Below are 18,388 nucleotides of genomic sequence, written 5' to 3'. Positions count from 1 at the left end.
GCCTGCCATATCGGCTACTTTGATTTTCCAGACCATAAATACCAAGCCTGAAATTGCCATTGAGACAAAAATGGATTGTGCTAGGAAAGCGGCAGGAACGTGGACATAGATAATCCGAAAGCTATTGCCCTGCTGATAATCCGCGGGAGCAAATACCAGCCCCCAGACGCTTCCCAGCAGCAACAGGAGCACCGCCGCTGCCCAGAACCAGGGCTGAAGCTTGGCGCTAATCGCGTAGAACCACTTGGGTGATCTCAGTTTATTTATAAAGGCCCACATGGTGTTTTCGTCCTTTAACCGTTGATGCTGATGCGTAGCGAGGCGGCAATAGCCCAAGGTGCTAGCATTAACGAAATCGCTAAAAGTGCGCCCAAAATAGCAAGATGCGCCGCGATACCATCGCCTAAAATAGCGGCCTGCACGGCGCCAGCACCAAAAATAAGCACTGGAATATAGAGCGGCAGCACCAGCAGTGACAGCAATACACCGCCGCGAGCTAATCCGACGGTCAGCGCTGCGCCAATCGCACCAATCAAGCTGAGGCTTGCGGTTCCCAATGCCAGCGATAGCGCTAACACCATGTAACTCCCGGCAGGAAGTGCCAACATGATACCTAAAATCGGCGCCATAAGTGCCAAAGGCAGTCCTGTCAGCAGCCAGTGAACAGCAACTTTTGCCAGGCTAAGCGCCGCCAGCGGCTGAGGAGCTAACAGTAGCTGCTCCAAACTACCGTCGTCGTAGTCGCTCCGGAACAGACTATCCAGAGAAAGCAATGCCGCTAGCAATGCCGCCACCCACAGCAACCCAGGCGCTATTTCTGCCAGTAACTGGGGATCAGGTGAAATGCCGATCGGAAAGAGCGTAATCACCAAGGCAAAGAACACCAATGGGTTAAGCACCTCACCACGACGACGTAGCAACAGCGTTAGATCTCGCTTAAAGGTGGCACTAATGGCAACCATGAGCCCACCGGAAGGCGCATGCATCGACATTTCTGGGATGCCTGTCGTGGCGTGTGAGCTTGGCAACGCTGTCTCCTTCTACCCCAGTTGAACGCGCCTAAGCACGGATGATGCGGTTAACTCATGATGTGTCGTCACTAACACACAGCCTCCCGCGTTGGCATGCGCAACAAGCTGCGCCTCTAATGCTGCCACTCCGTGGCGATCAATGGCTGTAAAAGGTTCATCCAGGACCCACAATGCCCGCTTAGTAAGCGTCAGTCTCGCAAGGGCAATTCGCCGCTGCTGCCCAGCAGAAAGCTGCCCGGCGGGTACATCCTCAAAGCCACTCAGTCCAACCTGTGCCAGCGCTTCTTCACGCTGGTAATCGTCGCCTTTTTCGCCGCTAAGCGCTTGGTACCACGCTAAGTTTTCCAGCGGAGAAAGCCCCGCTTTTATGCCAGGGGCATGCCCTAAATAGAGTAGATTGGCGAGAAAATGTTCACGCACCTCGCGCATTGAGTCGCCATTCCAATAAATGTCGCCATGGTAGTCGCTCAACTGGCCTGAAAGAATTTTCAACAGTGTCGTTTTGCCGCTCCCGTTAGGGCCTTCGATACGCACTATTTCGCCACGTTGAATATCAAGATCTAGCCCCTCAAACAGCCAACGATCATCGCGTTCACAGGCTAGCTGTCGGGCTTGTAGGCAGAGGCTCAAGGATATCTCCAGGCACGTAGATTTTGCGTCGAACTCTACACGGAAAGCCCCTTTCTCGCCAGTCGCTCTCTGCGGTCAGGGGTCGCATCACACTTCAACCAATCTTCGCTTAAGAACAATAGGCAATGCAGAGCACTAGCACTGTATGCAAAAACAGGTCTATACTACAAACACTGTATGAAAAAACATTACCGATTATAAACACAGCAATCTGCTCAATTACACGCCTAGGGAGCGGGCGCTGCATTGGAGAAAACTGCATGACGATGACAATGCCAACACCCTTGAACATAACTCAACATGCGCTATCTCAAACGACGTCGAATACAGGTCGCCCTATTTATTCGGCACCTCGTGTAACGCGGCGCAACACTTATGCGCTTCGCGTGCGCGGCAACAGAATGCGTGAATGCAATCTATTCGATGGCGATGTCATCATTATTCGCCGCTATCAACAAGGTAGCCATCAAGAAACCGCTATCGCGACGATAAACCAGCGAGAAGTTGCCCTAAAGCAACTTTCCATTAGTCGACTTGGCGTTCACTTATGGCCCGAAGATGCAGCCATGCCTGCCGTCTTCCTGCATAATTGTGATATTCAAGTGCTGGGAATGGTAATGGGCGTCGAGCATGGCGCTAACAACACTCGGCACCACTAATTCGCCACCCGCTTTAGGGAGCATCGATTGCGTTACCGAGTTCCAGACCTAGCATCCGCCACATGGCATACCGCTGAAATTGAGGTTGAAAAAAGTCGCTTCCTCACGTGGATATGCCATGCACCCAACACTGCTGACTATCATGCAATGTTGCAGGCAGCAAAAACCGCTCACCCCAACGCAAGTCATCACTGCACGGCCTTTATTGCTGGCCCTCCTGGTGAACAAACGCACATAGGGTTCTCTGATGATGGCGAACCCGGCGGCACAGCCGGCAGGCCCATGTATCAAGCTTTGCTCGGCAGCCAGATGGGTGAAATAGGCTGTGTGGTGATTCGTTACTTTGGTGGCACCAAGTTGGGCACGGGTGGACTCGCCCGAGCTTACGCACAGTCGGTTAACGCCGGGATTGAAACATTACCTACCCGCGAAGTCGTCGAACGGGATAACTACCAGCTGCGTGTCAACTTTGCCCATGAAGCCGTCGCGCGCGCTTGGTGTGACGAGCAGAAAATTCCCGTCCAACAGGCAGAGTACGATGGCAACGGCGTATGCCTCACGATTGGCTGGCCAAGAGATGAGGCCTTAAATTTCACTACGCTTGAAAATCGTCTAAAGACAGCCCTCGATATTCAAAAAGTGCCGCCACAATAAGATTATTATATCGCTGACAAAAAAACGCGACTTACGCGAGCAATTGCTCGGTAAGCCGCGTTTTAGTCGCTAACCATTACGTAACGATAACTGCGCAATGGTACTGCTAGCGGGTTTTAGCCTAAATATTTAATCATCACACCCGCTGCAACAGCAGAACCGATAACACCGGCCACATTAGGGCCCATGGCATGCATCAGCAGGAAGTTATGCGGGTTCGACTCCAAGCCAACCTTATTAGCCACTCGCGCGGCCATCGGCACTGCCGAAACACCTGCGGCACCAATCAGCGGATTAATCGGCATTTTGCTGACCAGGTTCATCAGCTTCGCCATCAACACGCCTGCGGCCGTGCCAATACCAAACGCCACAATACCCAGGCCCAAGATACCCAGCGTTTCGAATGCCAGAAAGCTATCTGCCATCAGCTTGGAACCAACCGATAGCCCTAAGATAATCGTCACGATATTGATCAGAGCGTTTTGCGCTGTATCCGATAAGCGCTCAACCACACCGCACTCACGCATCAAGTTACCAAAGCAGAACATCCCTAACAGCGGCGCTGCATCAGGTAGGAAAAGCGCGACGGCAATCAATAGCATCAGCGGGAAAACGATCTTTTCCAGCTTGGATACCGGACGCAGCTGCGTCATCTTAATTTGACGCTCTTTCTGCGTGGTCAGCAGGCGCATAATCGGCGGTTGAATCAGCGGCACCAGCGCCATGTAGGCGTACGCCGCTACTGCGATAGCACCCAGCAACTCAGGAGCCAATACGCTTGATACATAAATAGACGTTGGACCATCAGCACCGCCGATAATACCAATGGCGGCCGCTTGATTAAGGGAAAAGTCCATCACCCCCAGCGAGGTCAGCATCACAGCACCAAACAGTGTGGCAAAAATGCCAAACTGAGCAGCCGCGCCTAAAAAGAGCGTCCGCGGGTTAGCCAGTAACGGGCCGAAGTCGGTCATGGCCCCCACGCCCATAAAGATAATCAGTGGCGCAATACCAGAGGCAATCGCTACTTTATAGAAGTTATAGAGCATCCCATCGCTATAACCTACGCCAACCGCAATATCCTTTGCCGCACGTAATTGATCGGGAGCCGCTGCGTCGTGGGCAATCGCTTTAAGCGACTCTCGCCAAGCTTCTACACCACTTAATGGATCAAGGGTAGCCCCCAGTACGGAAGCTATCTGCTGCAGCACAGCAGGTTTTGCCACCTCAATCGCTTGATCGAGCGCTGAGATTGCCAAGCCCGCCTCAGGGATATTGGCAAGAATGCCGCCAAACCCAATTGGCACCAGCAGCAACGGCTCAAACTTCTTGTGAATGGCAAGATAGAGCAGCCCAAGCCCTACCAAAATCATGGCCGCCTGACCAAGCTCAAGGTTATAAAGCCCCGAGCCCTCCCATAAGGTAATTAGTTTTTCCATTGCCAAATGCCCTTAAAGCTCGATCAGCGAATCGCCGACGGTGACGCTGTCACCCTCGCTGACGTTAACTTTCGATACGGTACCGGCACTACTGGCGCGCACTTCGGTTTCCATTTTCATGGCTTCCAAAATAATCACCACATCGCCATCCGCTACTTGGTCACCCGGGCGTACATTGACCTTGAAGATATTGCCAGCAAGCGGTGCATCAATGCTTTCTCCACTAGATGCAAGCGTTTCCTCTTGGGGTGCGTTAGTACTCACTGCCGCCTGTTCCTGCACCGCGCCTATCTCGCCACCTTCAGACACTTCCACTACAAACGCTTTGCCATTGAGCTTAACGGTGTACGTTTCCGGGCCACTCGAAACCGCTGGCGCTTTGTTTGCGGCTTTTGCCGGTACGTTAGCGCTTTTCGCCTCAGCCACTTGAGGGGCAGGTTCGAAGGCATCCGGGTTGTCACGATTTTTAAGGAATTTCAGACCAATTTGCGGGAACAGCGCGTAGGTCAGCACGTCATCTATTCCCTGCTCGCCGCCGGCAATACGAATGCTGTCTGCGCTCGCTTTTTCTTTAAGCTCGGCAGCTAGTCGATCCATTTCTGGCGACAAGTTATCTGCCGGGCGGCAGGTGATCGGCTCGCCGCCTTCAAGCACGCGTTTTTGCAGCTCAGCATTAAACGGCGCGGGCGCGGAGCCGTACTCACCTTTTAACAGTGCCTGAACTTCTTTGGAGATGGACTTGTAACGTTCGCCCATCATGACGTTCATCACAGCTTGAGTACCCACAATCTGGGAGGTCGGCGTCACCAGAGGAATAAAGCCAAGGTCTTCGCGTACGCGGGGGATTTCACTCAACACGTCGTCTAGCTTATCGCCAGCGCCCTGCTCTTTAAGCTGGCCTTCCATGTTGGTGAGCATGCCGCCAGGCACTTGGGCAATCAAAATGCGTGAGTCAATACCGCGCAACGAGCCTTCGAACACCGCGTACTTTTTGCGCACTTCACGGAAATAGCTGGCGATATCTTCCAACAATTCCAGGTCAAGGCCGGTATCACGATCGGTATCTTTGAGCATGGCCACGACAGACTCAGTCGGACTATGACCATACGTCATGGACATGGAAGAGATCGCAGTATCGACATTATCGACGCCTGCCTCGACGGCTTTCAAAATTGTCGAGGTCGACAACCCGGTAGTCGCATGACAATGCAAGTGAACGGGAATAGACAGCTCTTTTTTCAACCGCGTGACAAGATCATAGGCAATATAAGGCGTCAGAAGCCCCGCCATATCCTTGATAGCCAGTGAGTCAGCGCCCATTGCGGCAATGGTTTTAGCGAGCTCTACCCAGCTATCCAGGGTATGTACCGGGCTAACCGTATAAGAGATGGTGCCTTGCGCATGTCCACCTACTTGGCGAACCGCCTTGATAGCACGCTCAAGATTACGCGGGTCATTCATCGCGTCAAACACGCGGAACACATCAACCCCGTTAGTCTTGGCGCGCTCGACAAATTTATCAACCACGTCATCGGCGTAGTGGCGATAGCCTAATAAGTTTTGGCCACGCAACAACATCGCTTGAGGTGTATTCGGCATCGCCTCTTTCAGTGCCCGAATACGCTCCCAAGGGTCTTCACCCAAATAGCGAATGCATGAATCAAACGTTGCTCCACCCCAAGTCTCTAATGACCAATAGCCAACATTGTCGAGTTTTTCGGCAATCGGTAGCATGTCATCAAGACGCAAACGGGTGGCAAACAGCGATTGATGGGCATCGCGAAGAACAACATCAGTGATCCCCAGAGGACGTTTTGTTTCATTCATGGTCGTGGCTCACAATTTTCACGTTATGGATTTGTAGTAAATTTAACAAAATAAATAGTAATTGAGCGGTAGGATAGCTACAAAACTAGGGCCTTACTTACGGCGCGAAGAACGATAACGGTGCACTGCAGCACTAATCACTGCCCTGACTTCATCATCCTGGCCTTTCGGTGCAGATGGTTTTGCATTATTTCGACCGCTTGGCGCTGCTATAGGAGCAGGCTGAAAACGGCTAATCAACTTCGACATTAGCGTAACGCTAATTACCAAAACCGTAAGAAAAACAAATACAAAACCCATACCCAACCCCATAAGGGCAAGCCCTTCCTGGAGCAACTCTGACTCTTGCATACCGCATTCCCCCTCTTTCAAATGCTTTTCGGCACACCAATAGCCTCTAAAGGCGCTTGGCGCAGTGAGGCTAATACACTAACCTGCCACATCCAGGATAGATTGCAATCGCGCCATAGTGGAAGTCATGGTTGTTAATTTACTACATAAAGGCAGGATAGGCCTAGCGCCTATGGAAGGTGTCATCGACGCCTTAACGCGTGATTTACTGACTCAGCAGGCAGGTTTTGACTGGGCAGTGACTGAGTTTGTCAGGGTGGTCGACACACGACTCCCCCCTCGCGTGTTCTATAAACATTGCCCCGAACTGTCAGCAGGCAGCGTCGCCACCCCTAGCGGCGTTCCCGTGCATTTGCAGCTTTTGGGATCAGACCCCGTGGCGCTAGCCAGCAATGCGCAACAGGCGCTCTCGCTGGGCGCTATCAGCGTTGACCTTAACTTTGGCTGTCCCGCCAAACTGGTTAATCGTCATGATGGTGGCGCATCGCTACTTCGCCAGCCAGATCGCGTCTATCGCGCCGTAAAAGCGGTCGCCGAAGCATTAGACGGCGAAATTCCAGTGACGGCTAAAATCCGCCTTGGCTTTTCTGATCGTCGCTTAGCAGTCGCTTGCGCCCAGGCCACAGAAGCTGGCGGCGCTGCACAGCTTGTTGTCCATGGCCGCACACGAGATGAAGGCTATCGCCCACCTGCACATTGGGAGTGGATTGGCAAAGTTCGCCACCAGGTATCAATCCCTGTCGTTGCAAACGGCGATATTTGGACACTAGAGGACTACTGGAAGGCTCGCACGCTATCAGGTTGCGAGGATGTCATGCTTGGCCGTAGCGCTCTCTCAGACCCATGGCTTGCAGCTCGCATACGCCATTGGCAGCGCACAGGAGAGCGCCTCCCTGACACCACCTGGACAATGCGTGCCAACGTGCTAAAGCGATACGCCGACTTACAGCGGCGACAACTACCAGATCGAGTAGTAGTGTCACTCGTCAAGCAGTGGCTAGCACAAATGCGCCAAGGCAATAGCGAAGCGAATCATCACTTTCAGCGCCTGAAACGCCTTACGGATCTCGATACACTGCTTAACAACCTGATTCCCAGCACATCACTTTGCTGCGAGCCCGCATAAGTCGCTTCGGCATTAAATTAGAATAAAAAAAGCGCCCTTCTGCTGTGCACAGAAGGGCGCTTTAAACGATCGCAAGACCAAAGTACGAGCCACCATGGCCAGGCTAGAAAAGAAAAAACCCGCTTTCAATAGAAAGCGGGTTTTTCGAATTTGGCGCGCCCGGGAGGATTCGAACCTCCGACCCCCTGATTCGTAGTCAGGTACTCTATCCAGCTGAGCTACGGGCGCTTATCCAAATTGATGTTGCTTTATGCAGTTGGCGGAGAGAGAGGGATTCGAACCCTCGATAGGGCTATAAACCCTATACTCCCTTAGCAGGGGAGCGCCTTCAGCCACTCGGCCACCTCTCCTCAACGGCACGGCGCGAATATTACCGATTTTGACGACTGCTGTCCAGCCCTACGCCAATTTTTTTCGCACCGCTCCGTAGTTACCGCTTAAACGCCTTGTAGTAGACGCAACACAGACAACCATTTACTCAGATTCGCTTTCGCTGTTGCGTTCACGCTGAATGCGTTGGTAAATCTCTTCACGGTGAACCGCAACGTCTTTTGGTGCGTTAACACCAATACGTACTTGATTACCTTTCACACCTAACACTGTAACGGTGATCTCATCACCTATCATCAGTGTTTCGCCGACACGGCGGGTTAGGATGAGCATGGCTGATCTCCTTCTCAGACGTTTTTATACAACGGGATGTGTCCGCTCAAAGCGGCACCACACTATTATGCGGTATGGGTGCCGCCACCACCAATGGCTCAAGCTCCTATGACACCCTAACCTCCCGTTGAAAGAAAGCTCACCACCACACGGCAGCAAGTATCCTTCAGCGTAGAAGGTTTAGTGCGCAATTGTTATTCAGATTCGATATCAGACCTATCTAAACCGAATGCTTTGTGCAAGGCATTAACCGCAAGCTCCATATGCTTTTCATCAATAACGACGGAAATTTTAATTTCAGACGTGGAAACCATACGGATATTGACGTTCTCGTCGGCCAAAACACGGAACATTTTAGAAGCAACACCGGCATGAGAGCGCATACCAACACCCACAAGCGATACTTTGGCAATGTTGTCATCGCCACGTAGCTCGCCGCCACCCAAGTCAGGAATTACTGTCTCTTCAAGTAACTTCTTGGTCGCTTTGTAATCGCCTTTAGCAACGGTAAAGGTGAAGTCGGTGTAATCACCAGCAGGCGCCACGTTTTGCACAATCATATCGACTTCGATATTGGCATCGGCGATAGGACCAAGAATACGCGACGCGACACCTGGCACATCAGGCGTATTCAACAGGGTTAATTTAGCTTCGTTTTTAGTAAAAGCGATACCGGAGATTAGCGGTTCTTCCATAGCGTCCTCGTCTTGGTCTGCGTCTGCAACAATTAGGGTGCCGGGGCCATCTTCAAAGCTCGACAGCACGCGAAGTGGTACGTTGTACTTGCCCGCAAATTCGACGGCGCGAATCTGTAGAACTTTGGAGCCCAGGCTTGCGAGTTCAAGCATCTCTTCCACGGTAATGCTCTCAAGGCGCTGAGCCTTGGAACACACGCGAGGGTCTGTGGTGTAAACACCATCAACATCGGTGTATATCTGACACTCATCAGCACCAAGCGCCGCAGCAAGCGCAACACCTGTGGTATCAGAACCACCACGCCCAAGCGTCGTAATATTGCCGTCTTCATCGACACCCTGGAAGCCAGCCACCACAACCACTTTGCCTTTATCAAGGTCAGCTTTCAGGTCATCGGTTTCAATGCGCCGAATACGTGCTTTGGTGTGGGCGCTATCGGTGTGAATGCCGACTTGAGCCCCCGTATGAGAAGTAGCAGAAACACCTATCTGCTGAAGCGCCATTGCCATCAGCGAAATGGTCACCTGCTCGCCCGTTGAGAGCAGCATGTCCATTTCACGCGGCGCTGGGTCATCATTGATTGCGTTTGCCATATCCGTCAGGCGGTTGGTCTCTCCGCTCATCGCGGACACCACCACTACAACTTGGTGGCCTTGATCGCGAAAGCCTTTAACCTTTTCCGCCACGGCCTTGATACGGTCGACAGAGCCCACAGAGGTGCCGCCGAACTTCTGTACGTATAATGCCATATGCCGTTTTTTCCTATAGGTTCGGGAATGGAGAGTGAGTATTGTTATTGCTATTTAACAAAAAGCCGGTAGCAAATAGTGCCACCGGCCTTTGTAATTAGCTAAGCGTATTTTCCAGCCAAGCCGGCACGCTGCTTAATGCTGCTGGCAAGGCATCGGGTAAACTTCCACCCGCTTGAGCCATATCCGGGCGACCACCACCCTTTCCACCTACCTGCGAAGCCACATGATTGACTAATTCACCCGCTTTTACGCGGCCGATTAAGTCCTGGGTAACCCCAGCAATCAAGCTCACCTTACCTGCCGCGGTATCCGCAACCCCAAGCAGGATAACGCCTGAGCCAAGCTTGTTTTTCAACTGATCAAGTACGCCACGTAAATCTTTACCCGAAACACCCTCAAGCTGGGTGACCAGTAACTTAACACCGTTGATCTCTTGCACCTGGCTAAGCATGTCACTGCCCGCAGCGCTTGCCAGCTTCGCTTTAAGTTGCTCAAGCTCTTTTTCCAGCGCGCGGTTACGCTCAACCAGCGATTCAACCCGAGCTTCCACTTGCTCGGGCTTGGTTTTCAGTCGTTCGCCAAGCCGCTGAACACGAGCTTCCTGCTCACGGAAGTAAGCCAGCGCATTTTCACCGGTAATCGCTTCAATACGACGCACGCCAGAAGCGATACCTACTTCGCTCACCACATGGCAACAACCAATATCACCACTACGGTTCACGTGAGTACCACCACACAGCTCGATAGAGAAGTCATCAGCGCCAATGGTCAGCACCCGCACGTTATCGGCATACTTAGCTTCAAATAGCGCGGCCGCCCCTTTTGCCTTCGCCTCTGCAAGGCTCATCTGCTCCGTTTTGGTCGGCGCATTCGCTAAGATCTGCTCATTTACCAGCCGCTCTACTTCCGCTATTTGCTCTGCGGTCATCGGCTCGAAGTGGCTAAAGTCAAAGCGCAGGCGCTCTGCGTTTACCAGTGAGCCTTTTTGCTGAACATGATCACCCAGCACCATACGCAGTGCTTTATGCAGCAAGTGAGTCGCCGAGTGATTACGGATGGTCGCGCTACGCAAGCTGGCATCCACCTCGCCTCGCACGTTAGCGCCGACGCTCAACGCGCCATCGACCATAATGCCTTGGTGAAGGTGGTGGCCACTCTGTTTCTGCGTGTCGGTTACCTGGAAGCGACCGCCATCAACATATAAGTAACCGGTGTCGCCCACCTGGCCGCCCGATTCACCATAGAATGGCGTACGGTCCAGTACAACAGTGCCTTTCTGGCCAGCTTCCAGAGCCGCTAACGCATTACCTTCGCTATCCACGATGGCAGTAACTGTCGCTTGGTCGGCCAGATGTTCGTAACCTGTAAACTGGGTTTCACCCTCCAGGTCAATAGCAGCGCTGTAGTCAGCGCCAAACTGGCTGGCCGCCCGCGCACGTTCACGTTGCGCTTCTAGCTCGCGCTGAAAACCGGCTTCATCCAGTGTGACTTCACGCTCACGGCATACATCCGCCGTCAGGTCGAAGGGGAAACCGTAGGTATCGTAAAGCTTAAAGACGGTTTCGCCAGGTAGCATGTCACCCTGCAGCTCTTCAAGCGCCGCATTCAACAGCCCCATGCCATGGTCCAACGTGCGAGCAAACTGCTCCTCTTCTTTAAGCAGCACGCGGGTAATTTGTTCGCTCGCTTCACGCAATTCAGGATAGGCGTCGCCCATCTCAGCATCTAGTGCGGTTACCAGCTTGTGGAAAAACGGCTCGGAAGCACCCAGTTTATGCCCATGGCGAATCGCCCGGCGAATAATCCGACGTAGCACATAGCCGCGCCCTTCGTTGGAAGGCAGAACGCCGTCTGTAATCAAGAAGGCACAAGAGCGAATATGGTCGGCAATCACGCGTAACGAAGGCGTCGTGGTGTCACCATGGCCTGTCGATTCAGCAGCAGCTTTCAGCAGGTTTTGGAACAGATCGATCTCGTAGTTGGAGTGAACGCCCTGCATTACAGCAGCCACCCGCTCCAAGCCCATTCCCGTATCGATAGAAGGCTTAGGCAGCGGATTCAATGTTCCAGCGGCATCACGATCGAACTGCATGAACACCAGGTTCCAGATTTCGATGTAGCGATCGCCATCTTCTTCAGGGCTGCCAGGCGGGCCACCCCATACTTCTGGACCATGATCAAAAAAGATTTCAGAGCTGGGGCCACAAGGACCGGTGTCGCCCATTTGCCAGAAATTATCTTCATCAAGCTTTGAGAAACGCTCAGGGTCAATGCCAATCTCATCTTTCCAGATACGCTCGGCTTCATCGTCACTGATATGCACCGTGACCCAGAGCTTCTCTTTGGGCAGGCCCAACGTTTCCGTCAGAAATGTCCAGGCAAAGCGAATGGCATCACGCTTAAAGTAGTCACCAAAGCTGAAGTTACCCAGCATTTCAAAAAACGTGTGGTGACGCGCCGTGTAGCCAACGTTATCTAGATCGTTGTGCTTACCGCCAGCACGCACGCAGCGCTGGGCTGACGTGGCGCGTACATAGGGTCGCGGGTCACGGCCAAGAAAAACGTCTTTGAAGGGCACCATGCCTGCATTGGTGAAGAGCAGCGTCGGGTCATTGCCCGGCACTAGAGAGCTGGTGGGCACAATAGTATGCCCCTGCTTTTCAAAAAAAGATAAAAAGGCCTGTCTGATCTCTGCGCTTTTCATAGGGTATCCGTGACAAGAAAGCATGATGCCCCAGGGCGCTATCGCCGCCACCCGCTGGGGTCGCAAAAGGTGCATTATAACGCAGTTGTCAAACGACTAAAGCCGCAGTTAGTGGCAGAACTAAAACAGAGGGTGAAAAAACACCCGGAGAAGGCTTATATAAGGGAAGTTACAAGCAAGACAACGCGTAGCGGATTTGTTCAAAATTAAAGCCGCGTGTGGCGAGAAAACGCTCGCGTTTAGCACGCTCTTTGGGAGTATCACCTGGCGAGGAAAAGCGCCGAGCCAAGGTATCGCGAGCTAGCTCAAACCAATCTACGGCCTCGCGCTCTTCTACTGTGGCAAAAGCCGTCGTTGACGTTTCTTGATCTACGCCCCGCAGGCGCAGTTCGCCCTTAATGCGAATAACCCCTTGCCCACGAAGAATCCGTGAACGTATAAAGCTTTCAGCAAAACGTTCATCGGACTGTAAGTTCTGCTCTTCTAAGCTATTCAGACAGACATCAATCTCATCAGGCTGAAATGATTTTTGCTGCAACTTGCGCGCTAGCTCAGCACGAGAGTACTCGCGCCGAGACAGCATTTGAATCGCTACTTCACGCGGCGTTAACTCACCGCTGGAAGAAAACATAGCGTTTACTCAACGGTTTAGAGAACAGCATCATAAAGAGGCTTACAGCAAATCATCATCGCTCTCAGCGGCAACATCTGCCTCAGGAGCTTCTTCTTTTTTTACATCCGGGGGAGCAAGCAGTTGCGCTCGGATTTGCGCTTCAATCTCTTCCATGGTTTCAGGGTGCTCTTCTAAATACTGAGCTGCATTGGCTTTGCCCTGACCAATCTTTTTGCCTTTATAGCTGTACCACGCGCCCGCCTTGTCTACCAAGCTGCACTGGACGCCCAGATCAATCACCTCGCCCGCATGGTAGATACCCTTACCGTAGAGAATTTGGAACTCAGCCTGGCGGAATGGCGGCGCCACTTTGTTTTTAACTACCTTCACACGGGTTTCGTTACCAGTAACTTCATCACCCGATTTTACGGAGCCTGTACGCCGAATATCCAGGCGTACGCTGGCGTAGAATTTAAGCGCATTACCGCCGGTCGTGGTTTCGGGCGAACCGAACATTACGCCGATCTTCATGCGGATCTGGTTGATAAACACCACTAAACAATTGGCGTTTTTGATATTACCGGTAATTTTACGCAATGCCTGAGACATTAAGCGTGCTTGAAGACCAACGTGGGAGTCGCCCATTTCGCCTTCGATTTCAGCACGCGGCGTTAATGCAGCCACGGAGTCGATCACGATCACATCTACCCCGCCGGACCGTACCAACATGTCGGTAATTTCCAGCGCTTGCTCACCGGTATCAGGCTGGGAAACCAGCAAGTCGTCTAGATTAACCCCGAGCTTTTCTGCATAGCTTGGGTCCAGAGCGTGCTCTGCATCGACGAACGCACATACTTTGCCCTGTTTTTGCGCCTGCGCAATGACTGACAGGGTCAGAGTCGTTTTACCTGATGACTCTGGGCCATAAATTTCACATACGCGCCCAAACGGCAACCCGCCGATACCAAGCGCAATATCAAGCCCCAATGAACCGGTGGAGACAGACGGCATTATTACGCGCGGTGCATCGCCAAGGCGCATAACGGTCCCCTTACCAAACTGGCGATCAATCTGGCTAAGTGCAGCATTTAGCGCTTTGGTGCGGTTGTCATCCTGAGCCATGCAGAAATTCCTCATTACAAACTGTATAATTAGCCAGTAGTATGCCAAAGATTAGCGGCTAAACAAATCCTCAGCACCATATTTAATGTTTATTTCTTTTCACTGCCGTTGGCCTGGGCCGTCAAGCGCGCAACTAGGCCTGCCAATGCTTCACGTACGGCTTGTTCGCGTACCGCCTGTCGGTCGCCGTGAAAGTGGAAACACGCTGCCTGTTGGCTTTCTGCACTGCCCCAGGAAAGCCATACGGTACCAACAGGCTTCTCTTGACTGCCACCATCAGGGCCCGCCACCCCACTGACGGCAACCGCTAAATCAGCCCCACTTGCTAAGCAAGCCCCCTTAACCATTGCATTAACTACTTGCTCGCTGACCGCGCCATGGGCTTCGATAAGCGTCTCGGGCACATCCAACATACGCGTTTTAGCAGCATTGGAGTAGGTTACGTAGCCTGCTGTAAAATACGCAGAGCTACCTGCCACAGAGGTAATTGCGCTGGCGATACCGCCGCCTGTACAGGACTCTGCTGTGGAAACTTCAACCCCAAGCTGCTGACACAGCCTTCCCAACCGCTGAGCGAGCAGTGATAGGTCAAGATTCTTCAGGCTTGAAACGCTAGGTGCCATGGTGACTCCTTCATGTGAGACCTCAGTTCAGCGTAGAATACCGTGTTTAACTTTCTCAAAGAAATTGCTCAAAGAAATTGCCCAAAGAAGTCGTTTAAAGTAACTGCCAAAGAACATGCCGCAAGCTGAGACTGCTTGCGCAACGCTCAACCAGGACGCCCATGTCACAGGCCAGCCCCGCTCATACGCCAATGATGGCGCAATATCTTAAGATCAAACGCGATCACCCAGAGGTACTTCTGTTTTACCGGATGGGGGATTTTTACGAGCTATTTTTCGATGATGCCAAGCGCGCCGCAATGCTGCTGGATATCACCCTTACCCAGCGCGGCCAATCAGGCGGTAAACCTATTCCTATGGCAGGCGTGCCCTACCATAGCGCTGAAGGCTATTTAGCCCGTTTGGTGTCAGCTGGTGAATCCGTCGCTATCTGCGAGCAAATCGGCGACCCTGCCACAAGCAAAGGCCCCGTTGATCGACAAGTAGTGCGCATTGTCACCCCTGGCACGCTTCACGATGAAGCCTTACTGGATGCTCGCCGAGATAACGTGCTGGTCGCTGTTGCGCCCGGCAAAGATGGCTGGGGCCTTGCATGGCTGGAGCTTTCTAGTGGGCGCTTCAATGTCTTGGAAGTAGAAAGTGAAGCCGAGATGCAGGCAGAGCTAACCCGCCTGTCGCCTGCCGAACTGTTAGTGCCCGAAAGCTTGACCTTGCCCGACGCATGGTCACAAAAGCGCAGCCTAAGACGCCAAGGGGAGTGGCTGTTTGACTTAGACAGCGCCACGCGCAGCCTGTGCGATCAATTTGAAGTCCAGGATTTACGCGGCTTTGGTTGTGCGCACTTAACCAGCGCACTCATCGCGGCGGGCGTACTAATCGATTATGCCCGAGACACCCAACGTTCACGACTGCCCCACGTAACGGCCATTAGCGTCGAAAACCGCGATGATGCCGTAGTGATTGACGCGGCCAGTCGGCGCAATCTGGAAATTGATATTAATCTCGGCGGCAACAGCGATAACACCCTGGCCAGCGTGTTAGACACCTGCACCACCGCGATGGGTTCGCGATTACTAAAGCGCTGGCTTAACCGCCCGCTGCGCCAGCGTAATGTCGTGGAAGGACGTCACGCTGGCGTGGCGTTGCTCTCTATTGAAGCAGCTTACCTACCGCTACGCGATACGTTGAGTGATGTAGGCGACGTCGAGCGCATCCTGGCCCGCGTCGCACTGTATAGCGCGCGCCCTCGGGATTTGGCGCGCCTGCGCGACGCCCTGGTAACGCTACCCGCACTTGAGCAATTGCTAAGCGAAATTGATAGTGGTAGCGCTATCGATGGTCTTAAACCTCACATTCGCCCCTACCCAGAAATAGCCGATACCTTAACTCGCGCGTTGGTTGAGAATCCTCCGGTAGTCATTCGCGATGGCGGCGTGATTGCGAACGGCTTTGACGCCGAGCTAGATGAGCACCGTGGCATGGCTGAGAATGCCGGTGAGTACTTAGTGCAGTTGGAGCTGCGCGAGCGCGAACGCACTGGCCTGGCCAATTTAAAAGTCGGCTATAACCGGGTTCATGGCTACTTTATTGAACTACCTCGCTCTCAGGCTCAGCAGGCGCCCGCCGACTACATCCGTCGTCAAACGCTAAAAAATGCTGAACGCTTTATTATTCCAGAACTTAAAGAGTTTGAAGATAAAGCACTCTCGGCCAAGTCCAGAGCCCTCACGCGTGAGAAGTGGCTCTACGAACGCCTGATGGGTGAGCTCAACGCGGCGCTTCACGCACTGCAAAACACCTCGCGGGCATTGGCTGAACTTGACGTACTCTGCGCCTTTGCCGAGCGTGCTGAGGCACTCAATTGGGTAAGGCCCCAGCTACGGGATGCCACTGGCCTTAGAATTACCGCTGGACGGCACCCCGTGGTCGAACATGTCAGCGATACACCGTTTGTGCCCAACGATGTCACGCTAACACCTGATCAGCACATGCTGATTATCACCGGCCCCAACATGGGCGGTAAATCAACCTATATGCGCCAGACCGCGCTCATCGCGCTGTTGGCGCATAGCGGCAGCTTCGTACCCGCCGATAGCGCTGAAATAGGCCCTGTAGATCGTATTTTTACCCGCATAGGCTCGTCAGATGATCTAGCGGGTGGTCGCTCTACATTTATGGTAGAAATGACCGAAACCGCTAATATTTTGCACAATGCTACCGAACATAGCTTGGTGTTAATGGATGAGATTGGCCGTGGTACCAGCACTTTTGACGGCCTTTCACTGGCCTGGGCAAGTGCTGAATACCTAGCCGAAGCAAAGGCACTCACCCTATTTGCCACGCACTATTTTGAAATGACCGCACTGCCGGAACAAGCCGAGGGTGTGGCAAATATTCACCTAACAGCCACCGAGCACGGCGACAGCATCGTGTTTATGCACCGTATCGAAGCGGGTCCTGCGAGTCAGAGCTATGGCTTACAGGTAGCCCAGTTGGCAGGTGTTCCCAACCATGTGATACGCAGAGCCCGTGAAAAACTAATGGCCCTCGAGCAGCGCGATGTGGATGAGTTGCAGCGCCCAAGCGGCGCTTCTACAGCACCGCAACAAAACGACTTGTTCGCCAGCGCACCGCACCCGGTGGTGGAAGCGTTAGGCAAGGCCGATGTAGACGATTTAACACCCCGCGAAGCGCTAGCGCTGCTATATCAGTGGCGAGAGCTACTGTAATGGTATGAAAGGAAAGCCATGAGCGCTTGCCGCCGCGTAAGGGCACCACTAGAATGTCGCCCATACTGTTTTATCTTATAAGAAACGGCCGATTTATAACCATTAACTATTGACCACGACCGGGAAGCTCCCGGTCCCGCAAGAGGGATAGCAAGATGACGTTTGTCGTTACCGAGAACTGCATCCAGTGCAAATACACCGACTGTGTTGAAGTCTGCCCGGTCGACTGCTTCTACGAAGGCCCCAACTTCCTGGTCATTCACCCAGACGAGTGTATTGACTGCGCCCTGTGTGAACCGGAGTGCCCCGCAGAAGCTATCTTCTCAGAAGATGAGCTACCGGATGGCCAAGAGCAGTTTATAGAAATTAATGCTGAATTAGCCGATGTATGGCCGAATATTGCCGAGAAAAAAGATCCGCTGCCCGATGCAGAAGAGTGGGATGGCAAAACAGGTAAGCTGGAGAAGCTCGAACGCTAATCTTAGAAGCCACGCATTTTCAGACCAGCGTTCGCGCTGGTTTTTTTGTGTGCCACGGGCTGGGCATACAAAAAAAGGCGGCCCGTAGGCCGCCCGCTCCAAGCACTTCCTCTGACCACTCCCTGTGTCAAACTCCTCAGATAACATCCTTGCCAGAACCCACATCACTGTGTCACCTAGCGTATCTGACCTGCATCCCGTTGCATCCTGCCTGAAGCATCCTTGCCTCCCCTGTCCTGAATGCATTGTGGCAGAAAGCCATCACAACTCAAGCAGACCAAAACGGCAAC

General features: G+C 52.9%; 17 protein-coding genes and 2 tRNA genes. 5 read left to right on the top strand and 14 right to left on the bottom strand.

Translation table 11 applies throughout. The features are described 5' to 3' along the window. The 3 genes from ccsA to ccmA all read right to left on the bottom strand — a co-directional run. Positions 1-279 (bottom strand): cytochrome c biogenesis protein CcsA (gene ccsA, locus INT22_RS21360; protein WP_446718960.1); only part of this gene is annotated, 279 nt, incomplete at its 3' end. A gap of 14 nt (positions 280-293) precedes the next feature. Beyond that, on the bottom strand, positions 294-992 hold the full coding sequence (ccmB, locus tag INT22_RS17355) for a heme exporter protein CcmB (RefSeq protein ID WP_172422509.1): 699 nt from the start codon (positions 990-992) through the stop codon (positions 294-296). A gap of 48 nt (positions 993-1,040) precedes the next feature. Continuing rightward, positions 1,041-1,661 carry a cytochrome c biogenesis heme-transporting ATPase CcmA gene (gene ccmA / locus INT22_RS17350; RefSeq protein ID WP_089039059.1) on the bottom strand — a complete coding sequence of 207 codons (621 nt, stop codon included), beginning with the start codon at positions 1,659-1,661 and terminating at the stop codon, positions 1,041-1,043. A 260-nt stretch (positions 1,662-1,921) separates the two neighbouring features. Between ccmA and INT22_RS17345 the strand changes: the two genes are divergently transcribed. Beyond that, the gene (locus INT22_RS17345) at positions 1,922-2,320 is read left to right on the top strand and encodes a LexA family protein (RefSeq protein ID WP_089039060.1); all 399 of its coding nucleotides are present in this window, start codon (positions 1,922-1,924) and stop codon (positions 2,318-2,320) included. Positions 2,321-2,347: 27 nt separating this feature from the next. After that, positions 2,348-2,974, top strand: coding sequence for an IMPACT family protein (locus INT22_RS17340; RefSeq protein ID WP_193061506.1), 627 nt, complete (start codon positions 2,348-2,350; stop codon positions 2,972-2,974). 116 nt (positions 2,975-3,090) lie between these two features. Here INT22_RS17340 and INT22_RS17335 read toward each other — a convergent pair whose 3' ends face one another. The 3 genes from INT22_RS17335 to INT22_RS17325 all read right to left on the bottom strand — a co-directional run bounded on the left by INT22_RS17335 (position 3,091) and on the right by INT22_RS17325 (position 6,591). After that, complete coding sequence (locus INT22_RS17335) at positions 3,091-4,413, bottom strand: sodium ion-translocating decarboxylase subunit beta (RefSeq protein WP_038481690.1); 1,323 nt, start codon at positions 4,411-4,413, stop codon at positions 3,091-3,093. A gap of 12 nt (positions 4,414-4,425) precedes the next feature. Continuing rightward, positions 4,426-6,240 (bottom strand): sodium-extruding oxaloacetate decarboxylase subunit alpha, encoded by a 1,815-nt coding sequence (gene oadA / locus INT22_RS17330; protein ID WP_193061507.1) that lies wholly within the window; start codon positions 6,238-6,240, stop codon positions 4,426-4,428. Positions 6,241-6,333: 93 nt separating this feature from the next. Then, positions 6,334-6,591, bottom strand: coding sequence for an OadG family protein (locus INT22_RS17325; protein ID WP_089039064.1), 258 nt, complete (start codon positions 6,589-6,591; stop codon positions 6,334-6,336). A 127-nt stretch (positions 6,592-6,718) separates the two neighbouring features. On the opposite strand from INT22_RS17325, the gene INT22_RS17320 reads away from it, so the two are divergent. Beyond that, complete coding sequence (locus INT22_RS17320; RefSeq protein ID WP_226912853.1) at positions 6,719-7,717, top strand: tRNA dihydrouridine synthase; 999 nt, start codon at positions 6,719-6,721, stop codon at positions 7,715-7,717. A 151-nt stretch (positions 7,718-7,868) separates the two neighbouring features. Here the strand turns inward: INT22_RS17320 and INT22_RS17315 are convergent. From INT22_RS17315 to INT22_RS17280, 8 genes are all read right to left on the bottom strand, one after another. Further along, positions 7,869-7,945: transfer RNA gene (locus INT22_RS17315), tRNA-Arg, on the bottom strand. Positions 7,946-7,974: 29 nt separating this feature from the next. Continuing rightward, positions 7,975-8,067, bottom strand: a tRNA-Ser gene (locus INT22_RS17310). A 124-nt stretch (positions 8,068-8,191) separates the two neighbouring features. Further along, on the bottom strand, positions 8,192-8,380 hold the full coding sequence (gene csrA / locus INT22_RS17305) for a carbon storage regulator CsrA (protein ID WP_009722197.1): 189 nt from the start codon (positions 8,378-8,380) through the stop codon (positions 8,192-8,194). A 194-nt stretch (positions 8,381-8,574) separates the two neighbouring features. Further along, positions 8,575-9,825, bottom strand: coding sequence for an aspartate kinase (locus INT22_RS17300; RefSeq protein WP_193061508.1), 1,251 nt, complete (start codon positions 9,823-9,825; stop codon positions 8,575-8,577). A 97-nt stretch (positions 9,826-9,922) separates the two neighbouring features. Beyond that, a complete protein-coding gene (gene alaS / locus INT22_RS17295; RefSeq protein ID WP_193068643.1) occupies positions 9,923-12,532 on the bottom strand; it encodes an alanine--tRNA ligase in 2,610 nt (869 codons plus the stop codon). 169 nt (positions 12,533-12,701) lie between these two features. Further along, positions 12,702-13,163: a regulatory protein RecX gene (locus tag INT22_RS17290; protein ID WP_193061510.1), complete on the bottom strand. Its 462-nt coding sequence runs from the start codon at positions 13,161-13,163 to the stop codon at positions 12,702-12,704. Positions 13,164-13,205: 42 nt separating this feature from the next. Continuing rightward, on the bottom strand, positions 13,206-14,267 hold the full coding sequence (gene recA / locus INT22_RS17285) for a recombinase RecA (RefSeq protein ID WP_193061511.1): 1,062 nt from the start codon (positions 14,265-14,267) through the stop codon (positions 13,206-13,208). 89 nt (positions 14,268-14,356) lie between these two features. Further along, positions 14,357-14,890 (bottom strand): CinA family protein, encoded by a 534-nt coding sequence (locus tag INT22_RS17280; RefSeq protein WP_193061512.1) that lies wholly within the window; start codon positions 14,888-14,890, stop codon positions 14,357-14,359. A 161-nt stretch (positions 14,891-15,051) separates the two neighbouring features. On the opposite strand from INT22_RS17280, the gene mutS reads away from it, so the two are divergent. Both mutS and fdxA read left to right on the top strand, forming a co-directional pair. Then, positions 15,052-17,619, top strand: a complete 2,568-nt coding sequence (mutS, locus tag INT22_RS17275) for a DNA mismatch repair protein MutS (protein ID WP_193061513.1) — start codon at positions 15,052-15,054, stop codon at positions 17,617-17,619. Positions 17,620-17,774: 155 nt separating this feature from the next. Continuing rightward, positions 17,775-18,098, top strand: coding sequence for a ferredoxin FdxA (gene fdxA / locus INT22_RS17270; protein WP_009722190.1), 324 nt, complete (start codon positions 17,775-17,777; stop codon positions 18,096-18,098). Positions 18,099-18,388: the final 290 nt, after the last annotated feature.

Source organism: Halomonas sp. 3D7M, assembly GCF_014897885.1.
In the GTDB taxonomy this organism is placed as follows: domain Bacteria; phylum Pseudomonadota; class Gammaproteobacteria; order Pseudomonadales; family Halomonadaceae; genus Vreelandella.
Note: the sequence above shows the minus strand (reverse complement) of the source record. Positions and strands in the feature narration are given on the sequence as shown.

Bases quoted from the DNA above. Each gene is read 5' to 3' on its own strand.
- ccmB (WP_172422509.1), bottom strand. From the start codon at position 992: ATGTCGATGCATGCGCCTTCCGGTGGGCTCATGGTTGCCATTAGTGCC.
- INT22_RS17345 (WP_089039060.1), top strand. From the start codon at position 1,922: ATGACGATGACAATGCCAACACCCTTGAACATAACTCAACATGCGCTA.
- INT22_RS17335 (WP_038481690.1), bottom strand. From the start codon at position 4,413: ATGGAAAAACTAATTACCTTATGGGAGGGCTCGGGGCTTTATAACCTT.
- oadA (WP_193061507.1), bottom strand. From the start codon at position 6,240: ATGAATGAAACAAAACGTCCTCTGGGGATCACTGATGTTGTTCTTCGC.
- INT22_RS17325 (WP_089039064.1), bottom strand. From the start codon at position 6,591: ATGCAAGAGTCAGAGTTGCTCCAGGAAGGGCTTGCCCTTATGGGGTTG.
- INT22_RS17320 (WP_226912853.1), top strand. From the start codon at position 6,719: ATGGTTGTTAATTTACTACATAAAGGCAGGATAGGCCTAGCGCCTATG.
- csrA (WP_009722197.1), bottom strand. From the start codon at position 8,380: ATGCTCATCCTAACCCGCCGTGTCGGCGAAACACTGATGATAGGTGAT.
- INT22_RS17300 (WP_193061508.1), bottom strand. From the start codon at position 9,825: ATGGCATTATACGTACAGAAGTTCGGCGGCACCTCTGTGGGCTCTGTC.
- alaS (WP_193068643.1), bottom strand. From the start codon at position 12,532: ATGAAAAGCGCAGAGATCAGACAGGCCTTTTTATCTTTTTTTGAAAAG.
- INT22_RS17290 (WP_193061510.1), bottom strand. From the start codon at position 13,163: ATGTTTTCTTCCAGCGGTGAGTTAACGCCGCGTGAAGTAGCGATTCAA.
- recA (WP_193061511.1), bottom strand. From the start codon at position 14,267: ATGGCTCAGGATGACAACCGCACCAAAGCGCTAAATGCTGCACTTAGC.
- INT22_RS17280 (WP_193061512.1), bottom strand. From the start codon at position 14,890: ATGGCACCTAGCGTTTCAAGCCTGAAGAATCTTGACCTATCACTGCTC.
- mutS (WP_193061513.1), top strand. From the start codon at position 15,052: ATGTCACAGGCCAGCCCCGCTCATACGCCAATGATGGCGCAATATCTT.
- fdxA (WP_009722190.1), top strand. From the start codon at position 17,775: ATGACGTTTGTCGTTACCGAGAACTGCATCCAGTGCAAATACACCGAC.